The sequence below is a fragment of the Tropicimonas isoalkanivorans genome (assembly GCF_900112335.1).
Taxonomy (GTDB): Bacteria; Pseudomonadota; Alphaproteobacteria; order Rhodobacterales; family Rhodobacteraceae; genus Tropicimonas; species Tropicimonas isoalkanivorans.
On record NZ_FOLG01000016.1, the window covers coordinates 52362 to 69128 of the forward strand.

General features: G+C 64.6%; 14 protein-coding genes. 4 read left to right on the forward strand and 10 right to left on the reverse strand.

What is annotated here, in order from left to right; translation table 11 throughout:
• Nucleotides 1–20 precede the first annotated feature (20 nt).
• Nucleotides 21–1253, reverse strand: a complete 1233-nt coding sequence (locus tag BM075_RS20285) for a DEAD/DEAH box helicase (protein ID WP_093362531.1) — start codon at nucleotides 1251–1253, stop codon at nucleotides 21–23.
• A gap of 87 nt (nucleotides 1254–1340) precedes the next feature.
• Between BM075_RS20285 and BM075_RS24505 the strand changes: the two genes are divergently transcribed.
• Nucleotides 1341–1511 (forward strand): hypothetical protein, encoded by a 171-nt coding sequence (locus BM075_RS24505; protein WP_177208427.1) that lies wholly within the window; start codon nucleotides 1341–1343, stop codon nucleotides 1509–1511.
• Nucleotides 1512–1649: 138 nt separating this feature from the next.
• On the opposite strand, the gene rpsD is transcribed toward BM075_RS24505, so the two are convergent.
• From rpsD to BM075_RS20330, 9 genes are all read right to left on the reverse strand, one after another.
• Nucleotides 1650–2270 carry a 30S ribosomal protein S4 gene (gene rpsD / locus BM075_RS20290; RefSeq protein WP_093362532.1) on the reverse strand — a complete coding sequence of 207 codons (621 nt, stop codon included), beginning with the start codon at nucleotides 2268–2270 and terminating at the stop codon, nucleotides 1650–1652.
• 174 nt (nucleotides 2271–2444) lie between these two features.
• Nucleotides 2445–3527 carry a Hint domain-containing protein gene (locus tag BM075_RS20295; protein WP_093362533.1) on the reverse strand — a complete coding sequence of 361 codons (1083 nt, stop codon included), beginning with the start codon at nucleotides 3525–3527 and terminating at the stop codon, nucleotides 2445–2447.
• Between the two features lie 242 nt (nucleotides 3528–3769).
• Entirely contained in the window at nucleotides 3770–4564 is a 795-nt protein-coding gene (locus BM075_RS20300; RefSeq protein WP_093362534.1) for a metallophosphoesterase family protein, read from the reverse strand.
• Nucleotides 4561–5478 carry a diacylglycerol/lipid kinase family protein gene (locus tag BM075_RS20305; RefSeq protein ID WP_245758932.1) on the reverse strand — a complete coding sequence of 306 codons (918 nt, stop codon included), beginning with the start codon at nucleotides 5476–5478 and terminating at the stop codon, nucleotides 4561–4563. Before BM075_RS20305 ends, BM075_RS20300 begins: the two co-directional genes overlap by 4 nt.
• A gap of 243 nt (nucleotides 5479–5721) precedes the next feature.
• Nucleotides 5722–7944 carry an NADP-dependent isocitrate dehydrogenase gene (locus tag BM075_RS20310; protein WP_093362536.1) on the reverse strand — a complete coding sequence of 741 codons (2223 nt, stop codon included), beginning with the start codon at nucleotides 7942–7944 and terminating at the stop codon, nucleotides 5722–5724.
• A gap of 289 nt (nucleotides 7945–8233) precedes the next feature.
• On the reverse strand, nucleotides 8234–9823 hold the full coding sequence (locus BM075_RS20315) for a fucose isomerase (protein WP_093362537.1): 1590 nt from the start codon (nucleotides 9821–9823) through the stop codon (nucleotides 8234–8236).
• On the reverse strand, nucleotides 9820–11454 hold the full coding sequence (locus BM075_RS20320) for an FGGY-family carbohydrate kinase (protein WP_093362538.1): 1635 nt from the start codon (nucleotides 11452–11454) through the stop codon (nucleotides 9820–9822). Before BM075_RS20320 ends, BM075_RS20315 begins: the two co-directional genes overlap by 4 nt.
• 126 nt (nucleotides 11455–11580) lie before the next feature.
• A complete protein-coding gene (locus BM075_RS20325) occupies nucleotides 11581–12261 on the reverse strand; it encodes a GntR family transcriptional regulator (RefSeq protein WP_093362539.1) in 681 nt (226 codons plus the stop codon).
• Between the two features lie 26 nt (nucleotides 12262–12287).
• The gene (locus BM075_RS20330; protein ID WP_093362540.1) at nucleotides 12288–13175 is read right to left on the reverse strand and encodes a dihydrodipicolinate synthase family protein; all 888 of its coding nucleotides are present in this window, start codon (nucleotides 13173–13175) and stop codon (nucleotides 12288–12290) included.
• Between the two features lie 349 nt (nucleotides 13176–13524).
• Between BM075_RS20330 and BM075_RS20335 the strand changes: the two genes are divergently transcribed.
• From BM075_RS20335 to BM075_RS20345, 3 genes are all read left to right on the forward strand, one after another.
• A complete protein-coding gene (locus tag BM075_RS20335) occupies nucleotides 13525–14526 on the forward strand; it encodes a TRAP transporter substrate-binding protein (RefSeq protein ID WP_093362541.1) in 1002 nt (333 codons plus the stop codon).
• 79 nt (nucleotides 14527–14605) lie between these two features.
• The gene (locus tag BM075_RS20340) at nucleotides 14606–15307 is read left to right on the forward strand and encodes a TRAP transporter small permease (protein WP_093362542.1); all 702 of its coding nucleotides are present in this window, start codon (nucleotides 14606–14608) and stop codon (nucleotides 15305–15307) included.
• 6 nt (nucleotides 15308–15313) lie between these two features.
• On the forward strand, nucleotides 15314–16708 hold the full coding sequence (locus BM075_RS20345; protein WP_093362543.1) for a TRAP transporter large permease: 1395 nt from the start codon (nucleotides 15314–15316) through the stop codon (nucleotides 16706–16708).
• The last annotated feature ends 59 nt before the right edge of the window (nucleotides 16709–16767 follow it).

A 16767-nucleotide genomic window follows, 5' to 3' on the forward strand; every position in this document is an offset into this window, starting at 1 on the left:
GCGCCGCCAGACGCCGACCGTTACGCCGCCTGCTTAGCGCGCGACCGGCGCCGCTGACGCGGTTTGCTCTTCGGCGCGCTCTTACGCGACTTGCCCGGCGTATTCGCCGGAGCCGACCGTGGCGCCGACCAAGGAGATCCGCCGAGCACCGGGATCGCATGACCCATCGTCTTCTGGATCGCTTGCAGCTCGGACATCTCGCCCGGTGCGCAATAGGCCACGGCCCGCCCGTCATTCCCGGCGCGCGCGGTGCGGCCGATCCGGTGCACGTAGTTGTCCGGCACGTTTGGCAGATCGAAATTATAGACGTGCCGCACACCTGGGATGTCCAGCCCGCGCGCAGCAACGTCGGTCGCAACCAGAGCCTTCAACTCACCGTTCCGGAAGGCCTTGATCGCCCGATCCCGCTGCCCCTGGGACTTGTTGCCGTGAATGGCGCCCACCGCAAACCCCTCGCGCTCGAGCGCCTTCATCAGACGGTCCGCGCCGTGCTTGGCACGGGTAAAGATCAGCGCAAGATCCTCCCGGTGGGCATCCAGGTGCTCAACCAGAAGTTGCGTCTTGCTCGCCTGCTCCACGAAGTGCAGCGCCTGCGTGACCTTGTCGGCGGGCTTGCCCGGAGGCGACACCTCCACGCGAACCGGGTCGCGCAGATACGTCTTGGACAGATCGGCCATCAGCTTCGGCATCGTAGCCGAGAACAGCATCGTCTGCCGCTCCTTCGGCAGCAGCGGCGCGATGCGGCGCAGGGCGTGAATGAAGCCCATGTCGAGCATCTGGTCCGCCTCGTCGAGGACGAGGTATTGCGTCACATCCAGCCGCACCGCCTTGCGGTCCAGCAGGTCGATCAGGCGGCCGGGGGTGGCAACGAGCAGGTCGGTCCCGCGCGCAAGCCGGTTCGTCTGTGCGTTGATCGAGGCACCGCCGACGACCATGCCCACCTTGAGGTGGGTACCCTCGGTAAAGGCACGGATACTGTCTGCGATCTGTTTTACGAGCTCACGGGTCGGCGCGAGGATCAGGCCGCGGACCGTTTTGGGATCGGGCTTGCTGCCCGCGGACAGCAGTCGATGCGCCATCGGCAGGCCGAAGGCGGCGGTCTTGCCGGTGCCGGTCTGGGCGATGCCCATCACGTCCCGCCCGGCGAGCGCATGAGGGATTGCCTGGGCCTGGATCGGCGTCGGTTCGTTGATGCCTTGCGCGGCAAGGATACGCACGAGGCGGGACTGAAGCCCCAGGTTTTCGAAAGTCATGTTTGGATTCATCCTGTCGGGGCCACGGCCTTGGGCCGCAGCCGAAAATGTCCCCGCCGTCCCGAGTGGACGCCGGATGCAGATGGGTTGCACGATGATCGGGCCGAGAGCCGCATTGCCCGTTCGGCCGTCACCGCGCCGGACCCCTGCGTGATGTGGGAACCTGTGAAGATCGCGATGCTCTGCGTCATCCCTTTCGGGGGCGTCGCTGTCTGCTCACGCGGCAGAGAACATCTGGAACGGCAGATGGGCGACTGAGGCCCACAAGTCAACCGCTTTCACCAAATACTTGAAATTACTCAGCAGCCTCTCGCCGGCGCGGCCCGTTTGCCACGCCACATACGAAAAGAGCCGCACCCGAAGGTGCGGCTCTGTGCGATCCCGTGCGGAATCGGATCAGTTCTGAGCGTAGTATTCGATGACGAGGTTCGGCTCCATCTGTACCGCGTAGGGCACGTCGCCGAGGCCGGGCGTGCGCACGAACGTCGCGGTCATCTTGGAGTGGTCGACCTCGAGGTAGTCCGGCACGTCCCGCTCGGGAAGCTGCGCAGCCTCAAGAACGATGGCCAGTTGCTTGGAGCGGTCGCGGACCTCCACGACATCGCCCTCTTTCACGCGGTAGGAGGGGATGTTCACGCGCTGGCCGTTCACGAGCACGTGGCCGTGGTTCACGAACTGGCGTGCAGCGAAGATGGTCGGCACGAACTTCGCGCGATAGACGACGGAGTCGAGGCGGCGTTCCAGCAGTCCGATCAGCAGTTCGCCGGTGTCGCCCCTGCGGCGCTCCGCTTCGGCGTAGATGCGGCGGAATTGCTTCTCGGTCAGATCGCCATAGTAGCCCTTGAGCTTCTGCTTCGCGCGGAGCTGCAGGCCGAAGTCCGACATTTTGCCTTTGCGGCGCTGGCCATGCTGGCCGGGGCCGTATTCGCGGCGGTTAACCGGGGACTTGGGCCGGCCCCAAATGTTTTCGCCCATGCGGCGGTCGATCTTGTACTTGGCAGAGGTGCGTTTGGTCACCGTCTGATCTCCTTCGTTCTGAACGGCGCCGCCGGACGAACCGGGCGCCTATGAAGGGCGTTGTCCTTTCCCGTCGCCGGGAGACAGGCATCCCCTTGCGGGGGCCACCAACACCAATGAAAACCCCGGCCAAGCGGCCGGGATGGGGCTCAGTAAAGAGTGGGCGGCAGCTTGTCAAGCGACGGCGCGCAGATCCCCGCCCGCAACCAACAAGGCCGCTTCGGCCCCCGTCAGCCTGCGGCGCACCGGGGGGCCGTACTCATGCGGGTTGCCGAGGATATCCGGGCCGATCCGGTGGAGCAGGCCCGGCTCCAGCAGCGCCTCGCCGGGGGCCGCGGCCATATCCGGGTGGAAACTGGCGCAGCCCATGCCGTGGGCCGTCAAAATGTGATGACGCTCCAGCAGGATGTGCACATAGGTCACTTCATGCGCGTGCAAATCCAGTGACACCCCGGGGTGGTCCAGCAAATCGCGTGCCCGGACCAGCACGTCCGGTGCCCCGAACAACGCCCACACGGCTTTGCCTCCGAAAAGAAGATGTTGGTCCGGGCCGACCCGCAGGTCCTCCCCATGCCCGCCTCCGCCAAAGGCTCCGACAGAGACGCGCACGGCGCGGTCTTCGGGCGCTCTGCTCAGGTCGGACGCCGTGAAGCGTCGCCTACTGCGCCCGACGATGGTCGCCGGTCCCCCATCCCGGGTGATGACCGTGTCGCCCGGTTGCAGGCCTTCGACAGGGCGCGCGCCGTCCGGCGTCTCGATCAAGGAACCAATGGCGATGCCGGCGACCGGGGCCTCCGGCCGTCGCCCTGCCCGCGCCTCCGCGCGCCGATTGCTGAAGGCATTGACGATCCAAAGGTCGACGCCTTGCGGCGGCAGGCTTCCGTGGAAGGCGAGCAACGCCGGCCGACCGAGACCGGTCTCGATCCGGCAGGCTGCCCAGGCCGACCGGCCATCGGTCAGAACGAAACCCCGGTCGAGCAAGGGATCGTCACCGGGTTTGGCCGCCGCGGGGGTCGCGAGGGGCACCACGGGGGCGCACAACCGCCGCGCGATGCGAGCGGCGCGCGCGTGCAACTCTTCCCAACCGAGCGCCAACCCAAGGTGGGCCGCTCGGTCGGGCCCATCCAGCCTGAGGGCCTGGCCGACCCACCGCCAGCTTGCACCGGCGCGCACCTCCTCGGGCGATGGCCCGGCGACATCGTCGATCGCCGTCTGCGCCCAAGAGATGACGAAGGCCCCTGAGGTCCCGTCATTCATGTCAGATTACCTGCTCGATGTTCTTTTTTATGATCCAAGACTTACCACGATATCCGCGCTCGGGATAGTCCGCGTCATTAGGTCAGCCGCTGCATGCGCGTCGTCCGACGTCCGGTCTTCGCGCGCCCGCCGCGCGCGAAGCGCGAGGCATGGCCCACGGGAGGAGGGGCATCCGCGGATGCCCTGACGACGGGCGGGAGCGCCCCGGTGTTCGTCTGGCGGCGGGCGCCCAACTCGCGCATTCATGCACGAAGCCAGACGTCCCCCCGCCGCTCCCAAGCCGACGTCACGGCGGGGGCAAAGACCGGCGCGGGCGTGAAGCTTGCCGCCCATGTGACGACTTTCAGGCGGCCGCCGGAGTGGTCGAGCTGGTTGAACGAATTGCCGTCCCCCGCCCGCACCCGCGTCGATAGCCCGGTGCCGGCCTGTACAAACAGCAAGCCATCTGCCGTCCGGAACGGCTCAGCATAGGCCACGTGGAGATGTCCGGACAGAACGACATCAGCCCCGCAGTTCGACAGAGCCTCCAGCGCATCCGCGGCCCCGCGCATTAGCCTCTTGTTCACCTGCGGTCCATGCTCGAGCGGGTGGTGCAGCACTGCCACCCGGAGCCGCTCGGCGGCCCCGCTCAGCCGTGCTGACAACCGACTTAACCTGCCGCGCCCGATCTTGCCGCGCTGCCAGGAGAACCGGTTGACCGTATTGACCCCCGCAACGACCATTTCCGCATCGCGGTGCACCGGTTCCAGATCCTTCGAGATGTATCGCTTGTACCGGGAGAAGGGCCTGAATAGGCGCACCGGCAGGTTGTCGAGCGGCGTATCGTGGTTTCCCGGGACTGTCAGCACCGGGCCGGGCAACGCGTCTAGGAAACGCCGGGCGTCTTCAAACTGCTCATGGCGTGCACGTTGCGTGAGGTCGCCCGAGACAACCACCAGATCCGGCGCAAGATCCGTGATTGTGCGCAACAAAGGCGCCTCCAGACGGGCATCGACCCGCCCGTAGTGCAGGTCCGACAGGTGCACGATGCGTCTCATGCCGCGGCGGACCGCTCCGGCGGGATGAGCACGGTCAGCGGCTTTTCGGCGAGGCGGAAATGGAACGGGCTCGGCACGCGTTTCTTTTCCCCGTCGTAGGCCAGCAGCGACCGCCGCCGATGCACGTCAACCGTCAGTTCCTTGGGGGCCAGAAACTCATAGTCACGCCCTTCCTGCGCGGTCTGGGTCACGAGCCGGAGGGCAATGCGGAACAAATCGAGCCGGGTCTCGGCACGACCTATGAGCACGGCGAACGCATCATCCGCGATCGCATCGCCGCCCTTCAGGCCGAGGCGGTCCAACTGATAGGCGGAACGCGAGACAAAGACGAGCGGCGTGCGACGGGTGATTGGCTCTCCGTCGTCAGCCGTGAGGGTAAGCCGCATGGGGCGCTGGAACCGCCAAAATGTGCGTGCCACCGACCACATCGCCATAGCCCGGCGCCGGCCGTAGCGGGCATACACTTGCTCCCGCTGCTTCAGGATCGCCGGATAGATCCCAATGCTGGCATTGTTCAGGAAGACCTGCCCATTGACCATGCCGACCCGGATCGTGCTCGGCTTCCCGTCCAGAACGGCCTGCGCCGCCTCGGCCGGATCTTCGGGAAAGCCGAGTCCGCGGGAAAAGAAATTGAATGTCCCAAGCGGCAGGGCGGCAAAGGGACAGTCGCGTCCGACCATCGCACCGGCCACGGCCATGGCGGTGCCGTCCCCGCCACCGGAAATGATCGTCCGGGCTCCGTCATCGATGGCGCGCTGCACGACGTCTTCAATGTTACAGCCCGGCACCCAACGATAAATCCGAGCGCCCTTGGCACCGAACACCTGAATCGCTCGGTCGAGCGCATGGAGGTCTCGCTCATTCGTCCCAGAGTTCCGGTTGGCGATGATCGCGACGGGGCTGGGGCGTCGCAGCCCGAGCGCGGGTCCTGCGAACGAAACGGGTGCGTTGCTTGAGCCTGACGAGGACATGGCGAACCGGCGCTTGGGAGATCCGGCACGTCAACGTACGAGTTAACCATTTGTTGCACTCCAAAAGGTTCCCGTCGCGTCAAGCTTTGCTCCGGCGATATCGCTACCACCGAAGCTTGCGTCGCGTACGTCAACGGAGCGAGGAGCCGCCGGCGCGCTCGCCGGTCGGCCCCCACGCGGCCGCGATCAGCCGATGATCGCGTTCAGCGTCTCCGAAGGCCGCATGACGCGCGCGGTCTTCTTGGGGTCCGGCTTGTAGTACCCACCCAGATCGACGCCATCACCCTGAACCTCGGCGAGTTCAGAAAGGATTGCGTCCTCCTTCTCCGCCAGTGCTTCGGCGATGGGAGCGAAATGCGCGGCCAGATCGGCGTCGTCGCTTTGCGCCGCAAGTGCCTCGGCCCAATACCGGGCGAACCAGTAGTGGCTGGCGCGGTTGTCCGGCTCCCCCACTTTCCGCGACGGTGAGCGGTTGTGGTCGAGAACGCCTTGGGTCGCGGCCTCCGCAGCCCGGCCCAGAACGCCCGCCTTTGCGTTCCCCTGAGTGTCGGCGAGGAAGTTCAGGCTTTCGCCCAAGGCGCAGAATTCGCCCATGGAATCCCACCGCAGGTGGTTCTCAGCGACAAGCTGTTGCACGTGCTTGGGGGCCGAGCCGCCCGCGCCCGTCTCGAACAGCCCACCACCGTTCATCAGTTTCACAATGGAGAGCATCTTGGCCGAGGTGCCGAGTTCCAGGATCGGGAACAGATCCGTCAGATAGTCCCTTAGCACGTTGCCGGTGATGGCGATGGAGTCCTTGCCAGCGGTGATCGTCTCCAACGACTGGCGCGTTGCCTCGCGCGGCGCCATGATCAGGAACTTGCCAGCGACGCCCGCGGCCTCGAGCGCCGGCTTGACGTAGTTGATCAACTCCGCGTCATGGGCACGTTCCGCGTCCAGCCAGAAGATCGCTTCAGATCCAGCCAGGCGCTGACGGTCCATGGCGAGCTGAATCCAGTTCTCGATCGGCGCCCGTTTCACCGTGCAGGCACGCCAGATGTCGCCCGCCTCGACGTCGTGGGAATGCAGCACGTCGCCATTGGCGAGCACGATGCGGATCGTTCCATCCGCCGGTGCTTCGAACGTGGTCGGGTGGGAGCCGTACTCCTCCGCTTTCTGCGCCATCAGGCCGACGTTGGCCACCGCCCCGGCCGTCGACGGGTCCAACGCGCCGTTCTCCTTGAAGAACTTGATGGCCTCGTCATAGACTGGCGCGTAGCAGTTGTCGGGGATGACGCAGTTGGTGTCTCCCTTGCGGCCTTGCGAATCCCAGCCCTTGCCGCCAGCGCGGATCACGGCGGGCATGGAGGCGTCGATGATCACGTCCGACGGTACGTGCAGGTTGGTGATGCCCCGGTCGCTATCGACCATGTAGATCTCCGGCCGCTCGGCGCGCACCGCCTCGATCTCCGCCTTGATCTCATCGGCGTTTGGCAGCGCCTCGATCTGCTTGAGCACCTCGCCCATGCCTGAGTTCGGGTTGATCCCCGCCTTCTCCAGGTCCGCACCGTACTTGTCGAACACCGGCTTCAACCAGGCCTTGACCGCGTGGCCGAAGATGATCGGGTCGGAAACCTTCATCATCGTGGCCTTCAGGTGGAGCGAGAACATTATGTCGTCCTGCTTCGTCGCCTCGATCTGTTTGGCGAGGAAGGAGTCCAGCGCCTTGGCCGACATGTAGGTCGCATCGACCACGGTGCCCTCGTCCAGCGGCCAGCGGTCCTTCAGGACCATCGAGCTGCCGTCCTTGTCGACGAACTCGATCTTGGCGTCGCCCGCCTGCGCGGAGGTCAGCGTGGCCGAGACTTCGTTGGAGTAGAAGTCGTTGCCGGGCATCGAAGAGACGTGGGTCTTGCTGTCGCTGCTCCAGCTCCCCATGGAATGCGGGTTGTTCTGGGCATAGTTTTTCACTGCCTTCGCGGCGCGGCGGTCCGAGTTGCCCTCGCGCAGCACGGGGTTCACGGCAGAGCCTTTGATGGCGTCGTACTTGGCCCGAACGGCTTTCTCTTCGTCCGTCGACGGCTCCGCCGGGTAATCCGGCAAGGCATAGCCCTGAGCCTGAAGCTCAGCGATAGCGGCAGCGAGCTGTGGGCCGGATGCGGAGATGTTGGGCAGTTTGATCACGTTGGCGTCGGGCTGCTTCACCAGTTCGCCCAGTTCGGCCAGATCGTCGGAGATGCGCTGGTCTTCGGTGAGGTACTCGGGAAAAGCGGACAGTATCCGGCCGGCCAGCGAGATGTCCTTCGTACCCACGACGACGCCGGCCGCATCGGAAAAGGCCCGGATGATCGGCAGAAATGACGCGCTCGCGAGCTCGGGCGCTTCGTCTACCTTTGTATACAAAATGTCTGGTTTCACTGTGTCGGCCATGTTTTCCTCACCTTTCGAATATCCGAAGTATGTCGTGCCGCGGCGCCAGGCCGCCCTCCCGGGATCTCGCCGCGGATCATGGCTGGCTCGCGGGGAGCCGGGAATGCGACGAAAAATCTGTTTCGCGACCTTATAGACAGGCGCGCCCCAGTAGAAAACCGTTGCGTGAAGGAAACCTGCCGCGAAACCGGCGATCAGGCCGGGAAAATCCTTGCCATTCGGCAGTCATCAAGTGCGTGGAAGACCGCCCGCCGATGAGGGGCGGTCTCGGTGTCGTGGCCTCAGCGCGTCACACCCCGCAGAGTGAGACGGTGATACCGAGGTCCTGCGCCAAGGCTGCGCGGACGTACATCGCCTTGTCAGCCTCCTCTGCGGAGGTCGCATAGACGACCTGAATGTGATTGGCCTTGTGTCGCGCCATCATCTGGTCACGCGATACCCCGGTCAGAACACCGTGCATGATGGGCCATTCAGGCGTCGTTGACTCGCTTCGACGGAGCGTTTCGGCCTCAGGTAGCTCGACCGCCTGCCCCCGACCAATATCCATGTGGAGTTGCCCGCCCTCGACGAAAATGCGCGACCAGACGATCTCGCCCGGTTTCGCGATCCCCATCAGAGATCCGCCACCGGCAGGGAAGTACATCGCGGGCTGCCGGAAGCTCTCGGACCCTGCCCAGCCGCCCGCGTTGTGAGCCGGCGGAACAGCGCCTGAAATCTCGAACACCCAGACGAACTCTTCCTCCACGCCCGAACCGTAGGCCTCGCCCCAGCGAAGGTCGTGCAGCGTCGTCTCCACCGGCTGCCCAAGAGCCCGGTGAACTCGGTTGATCAGGACGCCGTCGAGCCCGGCGCATTCGTCCACCTCATTGAAGTGAACGATGGCGCGCCCTTGCCGGATCACGGTGCCGTCGGCGCGGGCCACATCGGGACGGTCGTCGTTGTTAAGCATCCCTTCCACCAGGTCGGAGGCCGGAAGAAGGTCCTTAAGCCCCTGCTGGTACTGGATGCCGATCGCCTCGCAGCCGAAGGCGTCTGCCATGCGAACCGCCGCGATGTACATGCGGCACTGATCGAGAACCTGCGCCTCCGTGAGGTCGGTCTCTGGGTCGTCCCCCAGATGGAACGTGATGCCCCGCGCCAGCAGCCAGTCATACACCGCACGCGCCTCCGCCTCCGGCACCTCCTTTGCCGCGTGGTACAAAGCCGACTGCGAGAGACGTTCTTTGAAGACGCCGAGCGGCATCAGCAGGGCATCGGGGATAATGGCGTTAAACATCCCCATGCAGCCCTCGTCGAAGACGCCGAGGATCGTCTTGTTCCGGCGCAGATCGGCGGCGATCTCCGCCGCAATCGCGCGATCTTCGGCGGCCAGATCCGTACCGGCGAAGGGGCGGACATGGCTGGCGTCATGCGTGATCGTGCCCGTCTCCAGCCACTCCCGCAGCCCGTCGAGGAAGAACGCATCCCCGAAGTCCACGCTCCAGAGCGATGCATAAGGCACACCGGCCTTGGTGAGCGATCCGTTGAGGTTGAGCAACCCCACCAGCCCCGGCCACTGGCCCGACCAGTTCGCCACCGTCAGGATCGGGCCCTTGTGCGTGGTCAGCCCGGGCAATACGTGGTGGGAATACTGCCAAACCGCCTCGGCCACGATCAGTGGCGCATCTGGGTCGATACTGGCGAAAACATCCATCCCCTCCCGCTGCGAGGCGATGAAACCGTGGCCCTGCGGTTTGACCGGATGGGCGCGCTTGAGGCTGTGCCCCAGCCCCTCGATCACCTCTGTTAGCTTCGCCTCCATGGCGGCCTGCGCCGGCCAGCATTGCAGGTTCGCGCTTTCGCGCAGGTCGCCACTTGCAACAAGGACGATGTCAGTCATCGGTCGGTCTCCTCCCGGGCCATGAGTGTCCGATATGCGGCGTAGTCGTCCTGCATCCGGCGGAACACACGGTATTTCCTGTCATGATAGGCGGCAATGTCGCCCCCGCGCGGCGCCACGGTGGCCCCCTGCCCGCACATCGCGGTCATGGCTGAACGGACGCTCTCGAAATCCCCCGCCGCGACGGAGCCGAGCATGGCGGAGCCAAGAAGCACGGGCTCCCGCTGGTCGGGCACGACGATGGTGCAGCCTGTGGCGTCCGCCGTTTCCCGCAGGAACAGCGTGTTCTTGGCCAGCCCGCCACTCATCACGAGCGTATCGAAGCGGGCGCCGGCGTTGCGCATCTCGTCAATGATGTGGCGCGTGCCATAGGCCAGCGCCTGCACAGTTGCGAGGTAGTCGAGCGCGAGGTCGTCCGGTCCTGATTCCAACGACAACCCGGAGATCGCGCCGCGCCGCCATGGCTCCGCCAGCGGCGAGCGGTTGCCGTGAAAGTCCGGCTGCACGTGGCGGTCGGCGGTCAGCGTCGCGGTTTCCTCAGCCAGCGTCGTCAGGCGCGCGTCGAGCAGGTCCGTGATCCTTTTGCCCTGCCCCTTCGCCTCCGCTTCGAGCGGTGCTGCAGCCGCGTGGCGGGCGATCACCGCGTCAATCAGCGCGCCGGCGGCCGATTGCCCGCCCTCCAGCGCCCAGTACTCCTTCAGGACAACGCCGAAATACGGCCCCCAAACACCGGGCACGAAAACCGGCTCTTCGGTCAGCCCGATATGGCAGGTCGAGGTTCCGGCGATGATGGCGAGCCGTGTGGTGATGTCGCCGTTGCCGAGTGCCACACCCAGCGTGCCGACGGCCCCGGCGTGGGCGTCGATCAGGCTTGCGGCCACCGATGTGCCGGGCAACAGCCCCATTTCGGACGCCGCCTGCTCCGTCAGGGTGCCGCAAGGCGCTCCGGGCTCGGCAAGACTCTGGCCGATTGCCGCGTGCCCCGCCTCCGCCAGATCCCCCAATCCAATGGTCTCCAGGAACCCGTCGTCCCACCCCTCGCCGTGCAGCCCCTTGTGGCCGAGGTAGGTCCACTTGCAGACGGTGGAGCAAAGCGAACGCGTTTCCTCCCCGGTTGCCCGGTGAACCAGCCAGTCTGGTAGGTCCCAGAACCGCCGCGCCACGGACCAGCTTTCGGGCAGTTCCCGCTTCAGCCAGCGCAGTTTCGGAAGTTCCATTTCTGGCGAGATCCGCCCCCCGACGTACTCAAGAGGCTCCCCGCCGATGGCATTGATCTCCTCGGCGTCGCCCATCGCGCGGTGATCCATCCAGAGGATCACGTCCTGATCCTCCTCGCCCTCCGGGCTGACCGTAACAGGCGCGTCGTTTTCGCCGGAAACCACAAGCGAGCAGGTGGCATCGAACCCGACGCCCGCCACGCTGCCCGGTGTCACGCCGGCTTCGGCGAGCGCCTCCCGCGTTGCTGCACACACCGACGTCCAGATTTCGGCAGACCGCTGTTGCGCGAAATCGGGTGCCGGGCGAAGGGTTTCGATCGCGCAAACCCCGCTTCCCTTTAATGTTCCGTTGGCATCGAACAGTCCGGCGCGGGCGCTTCCGGTGCCGACATCGACTCCCAAATAGTGTTTCATGGCCTCTCTCCCCTTTTCAATTCGAGTTGGTGGCGACCAGCGAACCGTGTGCAGTCAGCCACCCTCGGCCGGCGCTCGCCGCGGAGCCGGACGTGCTCGGTTCATGCGACATGTCCGGACCTCGCATCACAGCTCCAGCGCCCGATCGCGCGCATTGGCAATATGCCGGTCCATGGCGTCCATCGCCGCCGTTCGGTCGCGGTCCAGAATGGCGTCAATGATGGCCAGGTGATCCGCGAACGCCGCAGGCAGCGTGGCCCGGGTCAGCCGGATCCGGTCGAGCCGGATCAGCCGGATGCGAATGCTGTTGATGTTGTAGGCTTGCAGGATCAGGTCGTTGCGGGTGGACTGAACGAGAAGCGCGTGCAGGCCGGCGTCGACCTCCTGCCCCTCTACGAACACCTCATCCGATGGGTCTCGGTCGACGCGGTCGAGGATTTCCACGTGCTTCCGACGCTGCGCGTGAAGCAGCGCCTCCGGCATCTCCCGAACCGCGTGAATGACCGCCTCGCGCTCGAGCGCCGCGCGCATCTGGAAGGCGTCCCGGATCATCGGCAGGTCTATCGCTGGGATCTGGATTCCGCGCTGCGGAAGCACGAGAACGAGACCTTCGGCTTGCAAGCGCGGCAGGACCTCCCGCAGCGCCCCGATGGACAAGTTCAGCATCTCGACCAGTTCACGCTGGCTGATCAACTGTCCCGGCCGCAAACGGCCATCGAGCAGGGCCGCCTGAAACAACTCGTAGCCCGCCTGGGTGACGCTCTGGCCTGCGCGGCCCGACGGGGCTTCCCCTGGTTTGAACGCCATCGCCTTGTCCGGTCCGCCCCCTGACCTCAATCGCCCTCGGCGAGCATCGCCTCGATGGCTAGCATCCGCTCGGACGCGATCGCCCGCAAGGGGGGCAGGAAACGGCCGAATGCGGGTGAGTCGTAGGTCTTCGCGAGGATGGCCTTCAGAACAGCCAGCCCGCCGTTTCCGTCGACGATTTCGATCCGGCGGCGCGCGCGGGACCTCTCTTCTTCGTCGGCCTCACCACGCGCCAGCCGGACAGCCTCTGCCGCGTAGAGGTTCACCATGCCGCCAATCATCCCGGCCCCGCCGGCCGCAACCATTTGGGGCAGGATGGCGTCGCTCCCCGTGAAGATCGACAACTCGGGGAAGGCGTCGATCAGGGCCAACCCGCCTTTCAGGTCGCCCGTCGAATCCTTGATCCCGACCACCCGGTCGCCAAGCCGCGCCTGCACCGCTCGAACGAGGGCTGGCGTGAAGGTGACGCCGCTGAAGTGGGGGAAGTTGTAGAGAATGATGTCGATCTCCGGCGCGCCGGCGCGGGCGATTGCCGCCTCGTAAAAGTCCGCCACGCCATCGTCGCCCGACGGGTCGTAGTAGAAGGGCGGGATCACCAGTGCGGCGCGGCACCCGAGGTCCGCGATGTGCCGAACCATCTGCGCCGCATCGTCGACCGTGGAGGTGATCACACCCGGAATCATTCGTGCGGCGTCAATTCCGCTTTCCACCAGTGCCGTCAACACCGCGCTCTTCTGCGCGGTTGAAAGGGAGGCGCCCTCCCCCGTGGTGCCGAAGGGAGAGATAAAGCTGCAACCCTGATGCAGCATCCGCCCGGCATGTGCCGCAAGTCCCGCCACATCGACTTCGTGACGACTATCGAAGGGCGTCACCAACGCCGCGACAACCCCGCTGAGATCCGTGTCCGCCCGCATTCCGACCCCACAATCCAACTTATCGCATCAGTAACCCAATGACTGATACAATCAGTTTCTACCCGAAATTTTGGTTCGCGTACAGCCGGAAGCACGCAGCGCTCCAGCCGCAACCAGAGGATGATGGCATGAGGTACCGCCGCATAAGACGCTGAAACGCTTGGCTGAACTTCCGCAGCGTAACTGTAAAAGTGACCCAAGGGCACTGCGACCTGGCTGCGATCGGCCCGTTCCCCGGCAGCATTTAATAATATTTCTTGGCGAGAGGCCTTTGGGACTGTTTTATTCGCTCAGGGCCTGTCGAAAAGCGGGTCGAAACGAAAAACGTACATTCCGGGAGGACATCAAGATGAAGTACCTGACTGCAGCGGCCACCGCGGTGGCCGTGTGTCTGAGTGCGAGCGCGACACTTGCGCAATGCGACGAGGGCGAGATTGTCATCAAGTTCAGCCACGTCACCAACACCGACAAACACCCCAAGGGCATTGCCGCGTCCCTGCTGCAATCCCGGGTCAACGAGGAGATGAACGGAAAGGCCTGCATGGAGGTCTACCCGAACTCCACGCTTTACAACGACGACCAGGTTCTCGAAGCCATGCTGCAGGGCGACGTGCAGATGGCGGCCCCCTCGCTCAGCAAGTTCGAGAAGTTCACCAAGACGTTCCGCATCTTCGATCTGCCTTTCATGTTTAAGAACATGGAAGCTGTCGAGGCGTTCCAGAGCTCTGAAGCGGGGCAGAACATGCTGACCTCGATGGAGCGGCGCGGTCTGCTCGGGCTCGGCTTCTGGCATAACGGGCTGAAGCAATTCTCCGCCAACAAACCATTGCTGGTGCCCGAGGATGCTGCCGGTCTGAAGTTCCGCGTGCAGCCCTCTGACGTGCTCGTCGCACAGATGGAAGCTCTGGATGCCTCGCCGCAACCGATGGCCTTCTCAGAGGTCTACGGCGCGCTCCAGACGGGCGTCGTGGACGGGCAGGAGAACACCTGGTCCAACATCTATGGCCAGAAGTTCTTCGAGGTTCAGGACGGCATCACCGAGACCAATCACGGGCTGCTCGATTACATGGTCGTGACCTCGGTGGACTGGTGGGACGGCCTGGACGATGACGTTCGCGATCAGCTCGGCACGATCGTCAAAGAGGTGACCGAGGAGCGCAACGCCGCGATCGCGCAGGTCGACGCGGACAATCGTCAGGCGATCCTGGATGCCGGCGGCACGATCCGCGAACTGACCGAGGAGCAGCGCGCGGCATGGGTCGAAGCGATGAAACCGGTCTGGGAGCAGTTCGAAGGCGACGTCGGGGCCGAAAACATCGAGGCCGCACAGTCCATCAACATGTCCATGTGACGCATGACGCCAAACAGGGGGCCGCGCGGCAGAGTCGCTGCGGCCCCTCTGTGTCCGCAGTCTTTGGGGAGGGGACCGCATGAGTTCGCATTCACGACATCAACCCGAAACACCGCTCGGCGAAGCCATCGCCCGAATAGAGGAGGCATTCATCGCTTTTCTATTGGGAACGATGGTGCTTCTGACGTTCGTCAACGTGGTCTTGCGGTACATCTTCAACGAGAGCCTGATTTGGGGGCTCGAGGTTGTGCTGGTGCTGTTCGCCTGGCTGGTGCTGTTCGGCATCTCCCACGCGTTCCGGATCACCGCCCACCTCGGCGTGGATGCGGTCACCTCCCTGATGCCGCCAAGAGGGCAGCGCACCATGGGTATCATCGCGGGCGTGCTGTGCATCATCTATGCCGCGCTGCTGTTGAAGGGCGCATGGGACTATTACGCCCCCTTCGCCGGTCTCGACGCCACCAGCGGCCGCTGGTTTCCGACCGGCTTCGAAGATTCCCGCGACCAGGCTTGGTACGAGACCGACCAGATCCCGATGCTGGACTGGCTGCGATGGCTGGAACCGCTGGTCAATCAGGGGGAGTCCTACGAGAAGCTGCCGCGGTTCGTGGTCTATCTCATATTGCCGGTTGGCTGCCTGCTGATGCTCATCCGGTCGATCCAAGCTACCGTCGGCGTCATAAACGGCCACCGCGACAGTCTGATCGTGAGCCATGAGGCGGAGGATCAGGTCGACGACCTGAGCGCCACCCACCACGACGAACCGTATTACAGGGACTGACGCCTCATGGAAATCGTGCTCCTTTTCCTTATGGTGGTGGCGCTGCTGCTGATCGGCGTGCCGATTGCCGTCAGCCTCGGCCTCAGCTCCATCATCTTCCTTCTGGTCAACTCCGAGAGCTCGCTCGCCTCCGTGGCGCAGTCGCTCTATCAGGCGATGGCCGGTCACTATACTCTCCTGGCCATTCCGTTCTTCATCCTTGCCTCAAGTTTCATGTCCACCGGCGGCGTCGCCAAGCGGATCATCCGCTTCGCTATCGCCTGTGTCGGGCACCTGCCCGGCGGCCTGGCCATTGCCGGCGTCTTTGCCTGCATGATCTTCGCCGCACTCTCGGGGAGCTCCCCCGCGACCGTGGTGGCCATTGGCTCCATCGTTATCGCGGCCATGCAGAAGGTCGGCTACTCCAAGGACTTTGCGGCCGGCGTCATCTGCAACGCCGGCACGCTAGGCATTCTGATTCCGCCGTCGATCGTGATGGTGGTCTATGCCTCCGCTACCGACGTCTCGGTGGGGCGGATGTTCCTGGCAGGCGTCATCCCCGGCCTGTTAGCCGGGGGCATGCTAATGGTGACGATCTACGGCATCGCGCGATTCAAGAACCTGCCCCGGGGGGATTGGCTCGGCTGGGGGGAGATCTGGGACTCGTTCCGGGATGCTTTTTGGGGACTGATGCTGATCGTCATCATCATGGTCGGGATCTACGGCGTGCCGTTCCTGACCCCCGCGCTCTTCACGCCCACCGAAGCCGCCGCCGTCGCATCCGTCTACGCGTTCCTCGTTGCGAGTTTCGTCTATCGAGACATGGGCCCCTTGGCGACCCCGGAGGGCGAGGAGAACACATCGCTCCTGAACAAGCCCTATGCGCTTATCACGGCGTTCTTTCATCGGGACACCATCGCGACCCTCTATGATGCGGGGAAGCTGACCGTCACGCTGATGTTCATCATCGCCAACGCGCTGATCCTGAAGCACGTTCTGACGGACGAGCAGGTTCCGCAGACCATCGCCGAGGCCCTGCTCTCGGCCGGGTTCGGCAAGGTGATGTTCCTGGTGATGGTGAACGTGATCCTGCTGATCGGCGGGCAGTTCATGGAGCCGTCCGGCCTTCTGGTCATCGTGGCCCCGCTGGTCTTCCCCATCGCCATCGAGCTCGGCGTCGATCCGATCCACCTCGGCATCATCATGGTGGTGAACATGGAAATCGGGATGATCACGCCGCCGGTCGGACTCAACCTCTTCGTGACGTCGGGCGTGGCCGGAATGCCCATGATGCGCGTCGTGAAGGCCGCCCTGCCCTTCCTGGCGGTGCTGTTCGTGTTCCTGATTGTGGTGACCTACGTGCCGTGGATCTCGACCTATCTGCCGAACTCGATCATGGGTCCGGAGATCATAACCAACTGACCTCGCAACGCATTTTGATCGGCCCGGCGGAAACGTCGGGCCGGCAGATCGCGCTTCGT

Coding starts and splice junctions, on each gene's coding strand:
- BM075_RS20285 (WP_093362531.1), bottom strand. CDS start 1,253: ATGACTTTCGAAAACCTGGGGCTTCAGTCCCGCCTCGTGCGTATCCTT.
- BM075_RS20295 (WP_093362533.1), bottom strand. CDS start 3,527: ATGAATGACGGGACCTCAGGGGCCTTCGTCATCTCTTGGGCGCAGACG.
- BM075_RS20300 (WP_093362534.1), bottom strand. CDS start 4,564: ATGAGACGCATCGTGCACCTGTCGGACCTGCACTACGGGCGGGTCGAT.
- BM075_RS20310 (WP_093362536.1), bottom strand. CDS start 7,944: ATGGCCGACACAGTGAAACCAGACATTTTGTATACAAAGGTAGACGAA.
- BM075_RS20315 (WP_093362537.1), bottom strand. CDS start 9,823: ATGACTGACATCGTCCTTGTTGCAAGTGGCGACCTGCGCGAAAGCGCG.
- BM075_RS20320 (WP_093362538.1), bottom strand. CDS start 11,454: ATGAAACACTATTTGGGAGTCGATGTCGGCACCGGAAGCGCCCGCGCC.
- BM075_RS20325 (WP_093362539.1), bottom strand. CDS start 12,261: ATGGCGTTCAAACCAGGGGAAGCCCCGTCGGGCCGCGCAGGCCAGAGC.
- BM075_RS20330 (WP_093362540.1), bottom strand. CDS start 13,175: ATGCGGGCGGACACGGATCTCAGCGGGGTTGTCGCGGCGTTGGTGACG.
- BM075_RS20335 (WP_093362541.1), top strand. CDS start 13,525: ATGAAGTACCTGACTGCAGCGGCCACCGCGGTGGCCGTGTGTCTGAGT.
- BM075_RS20340 (WP_093362542.1), top strand. CDS start 14,606: ATGAGTTCGCATTCACGACATCAACCCGAAACACCGCTCGGCGAAGCC.
- BM075_RS20345 (WP_093362543.1), top strand. CDS start 15,314: ATGGAAATCGTGCTCCTTTTCCTTATGGTGGTGGCGCTGCTGCTGATC.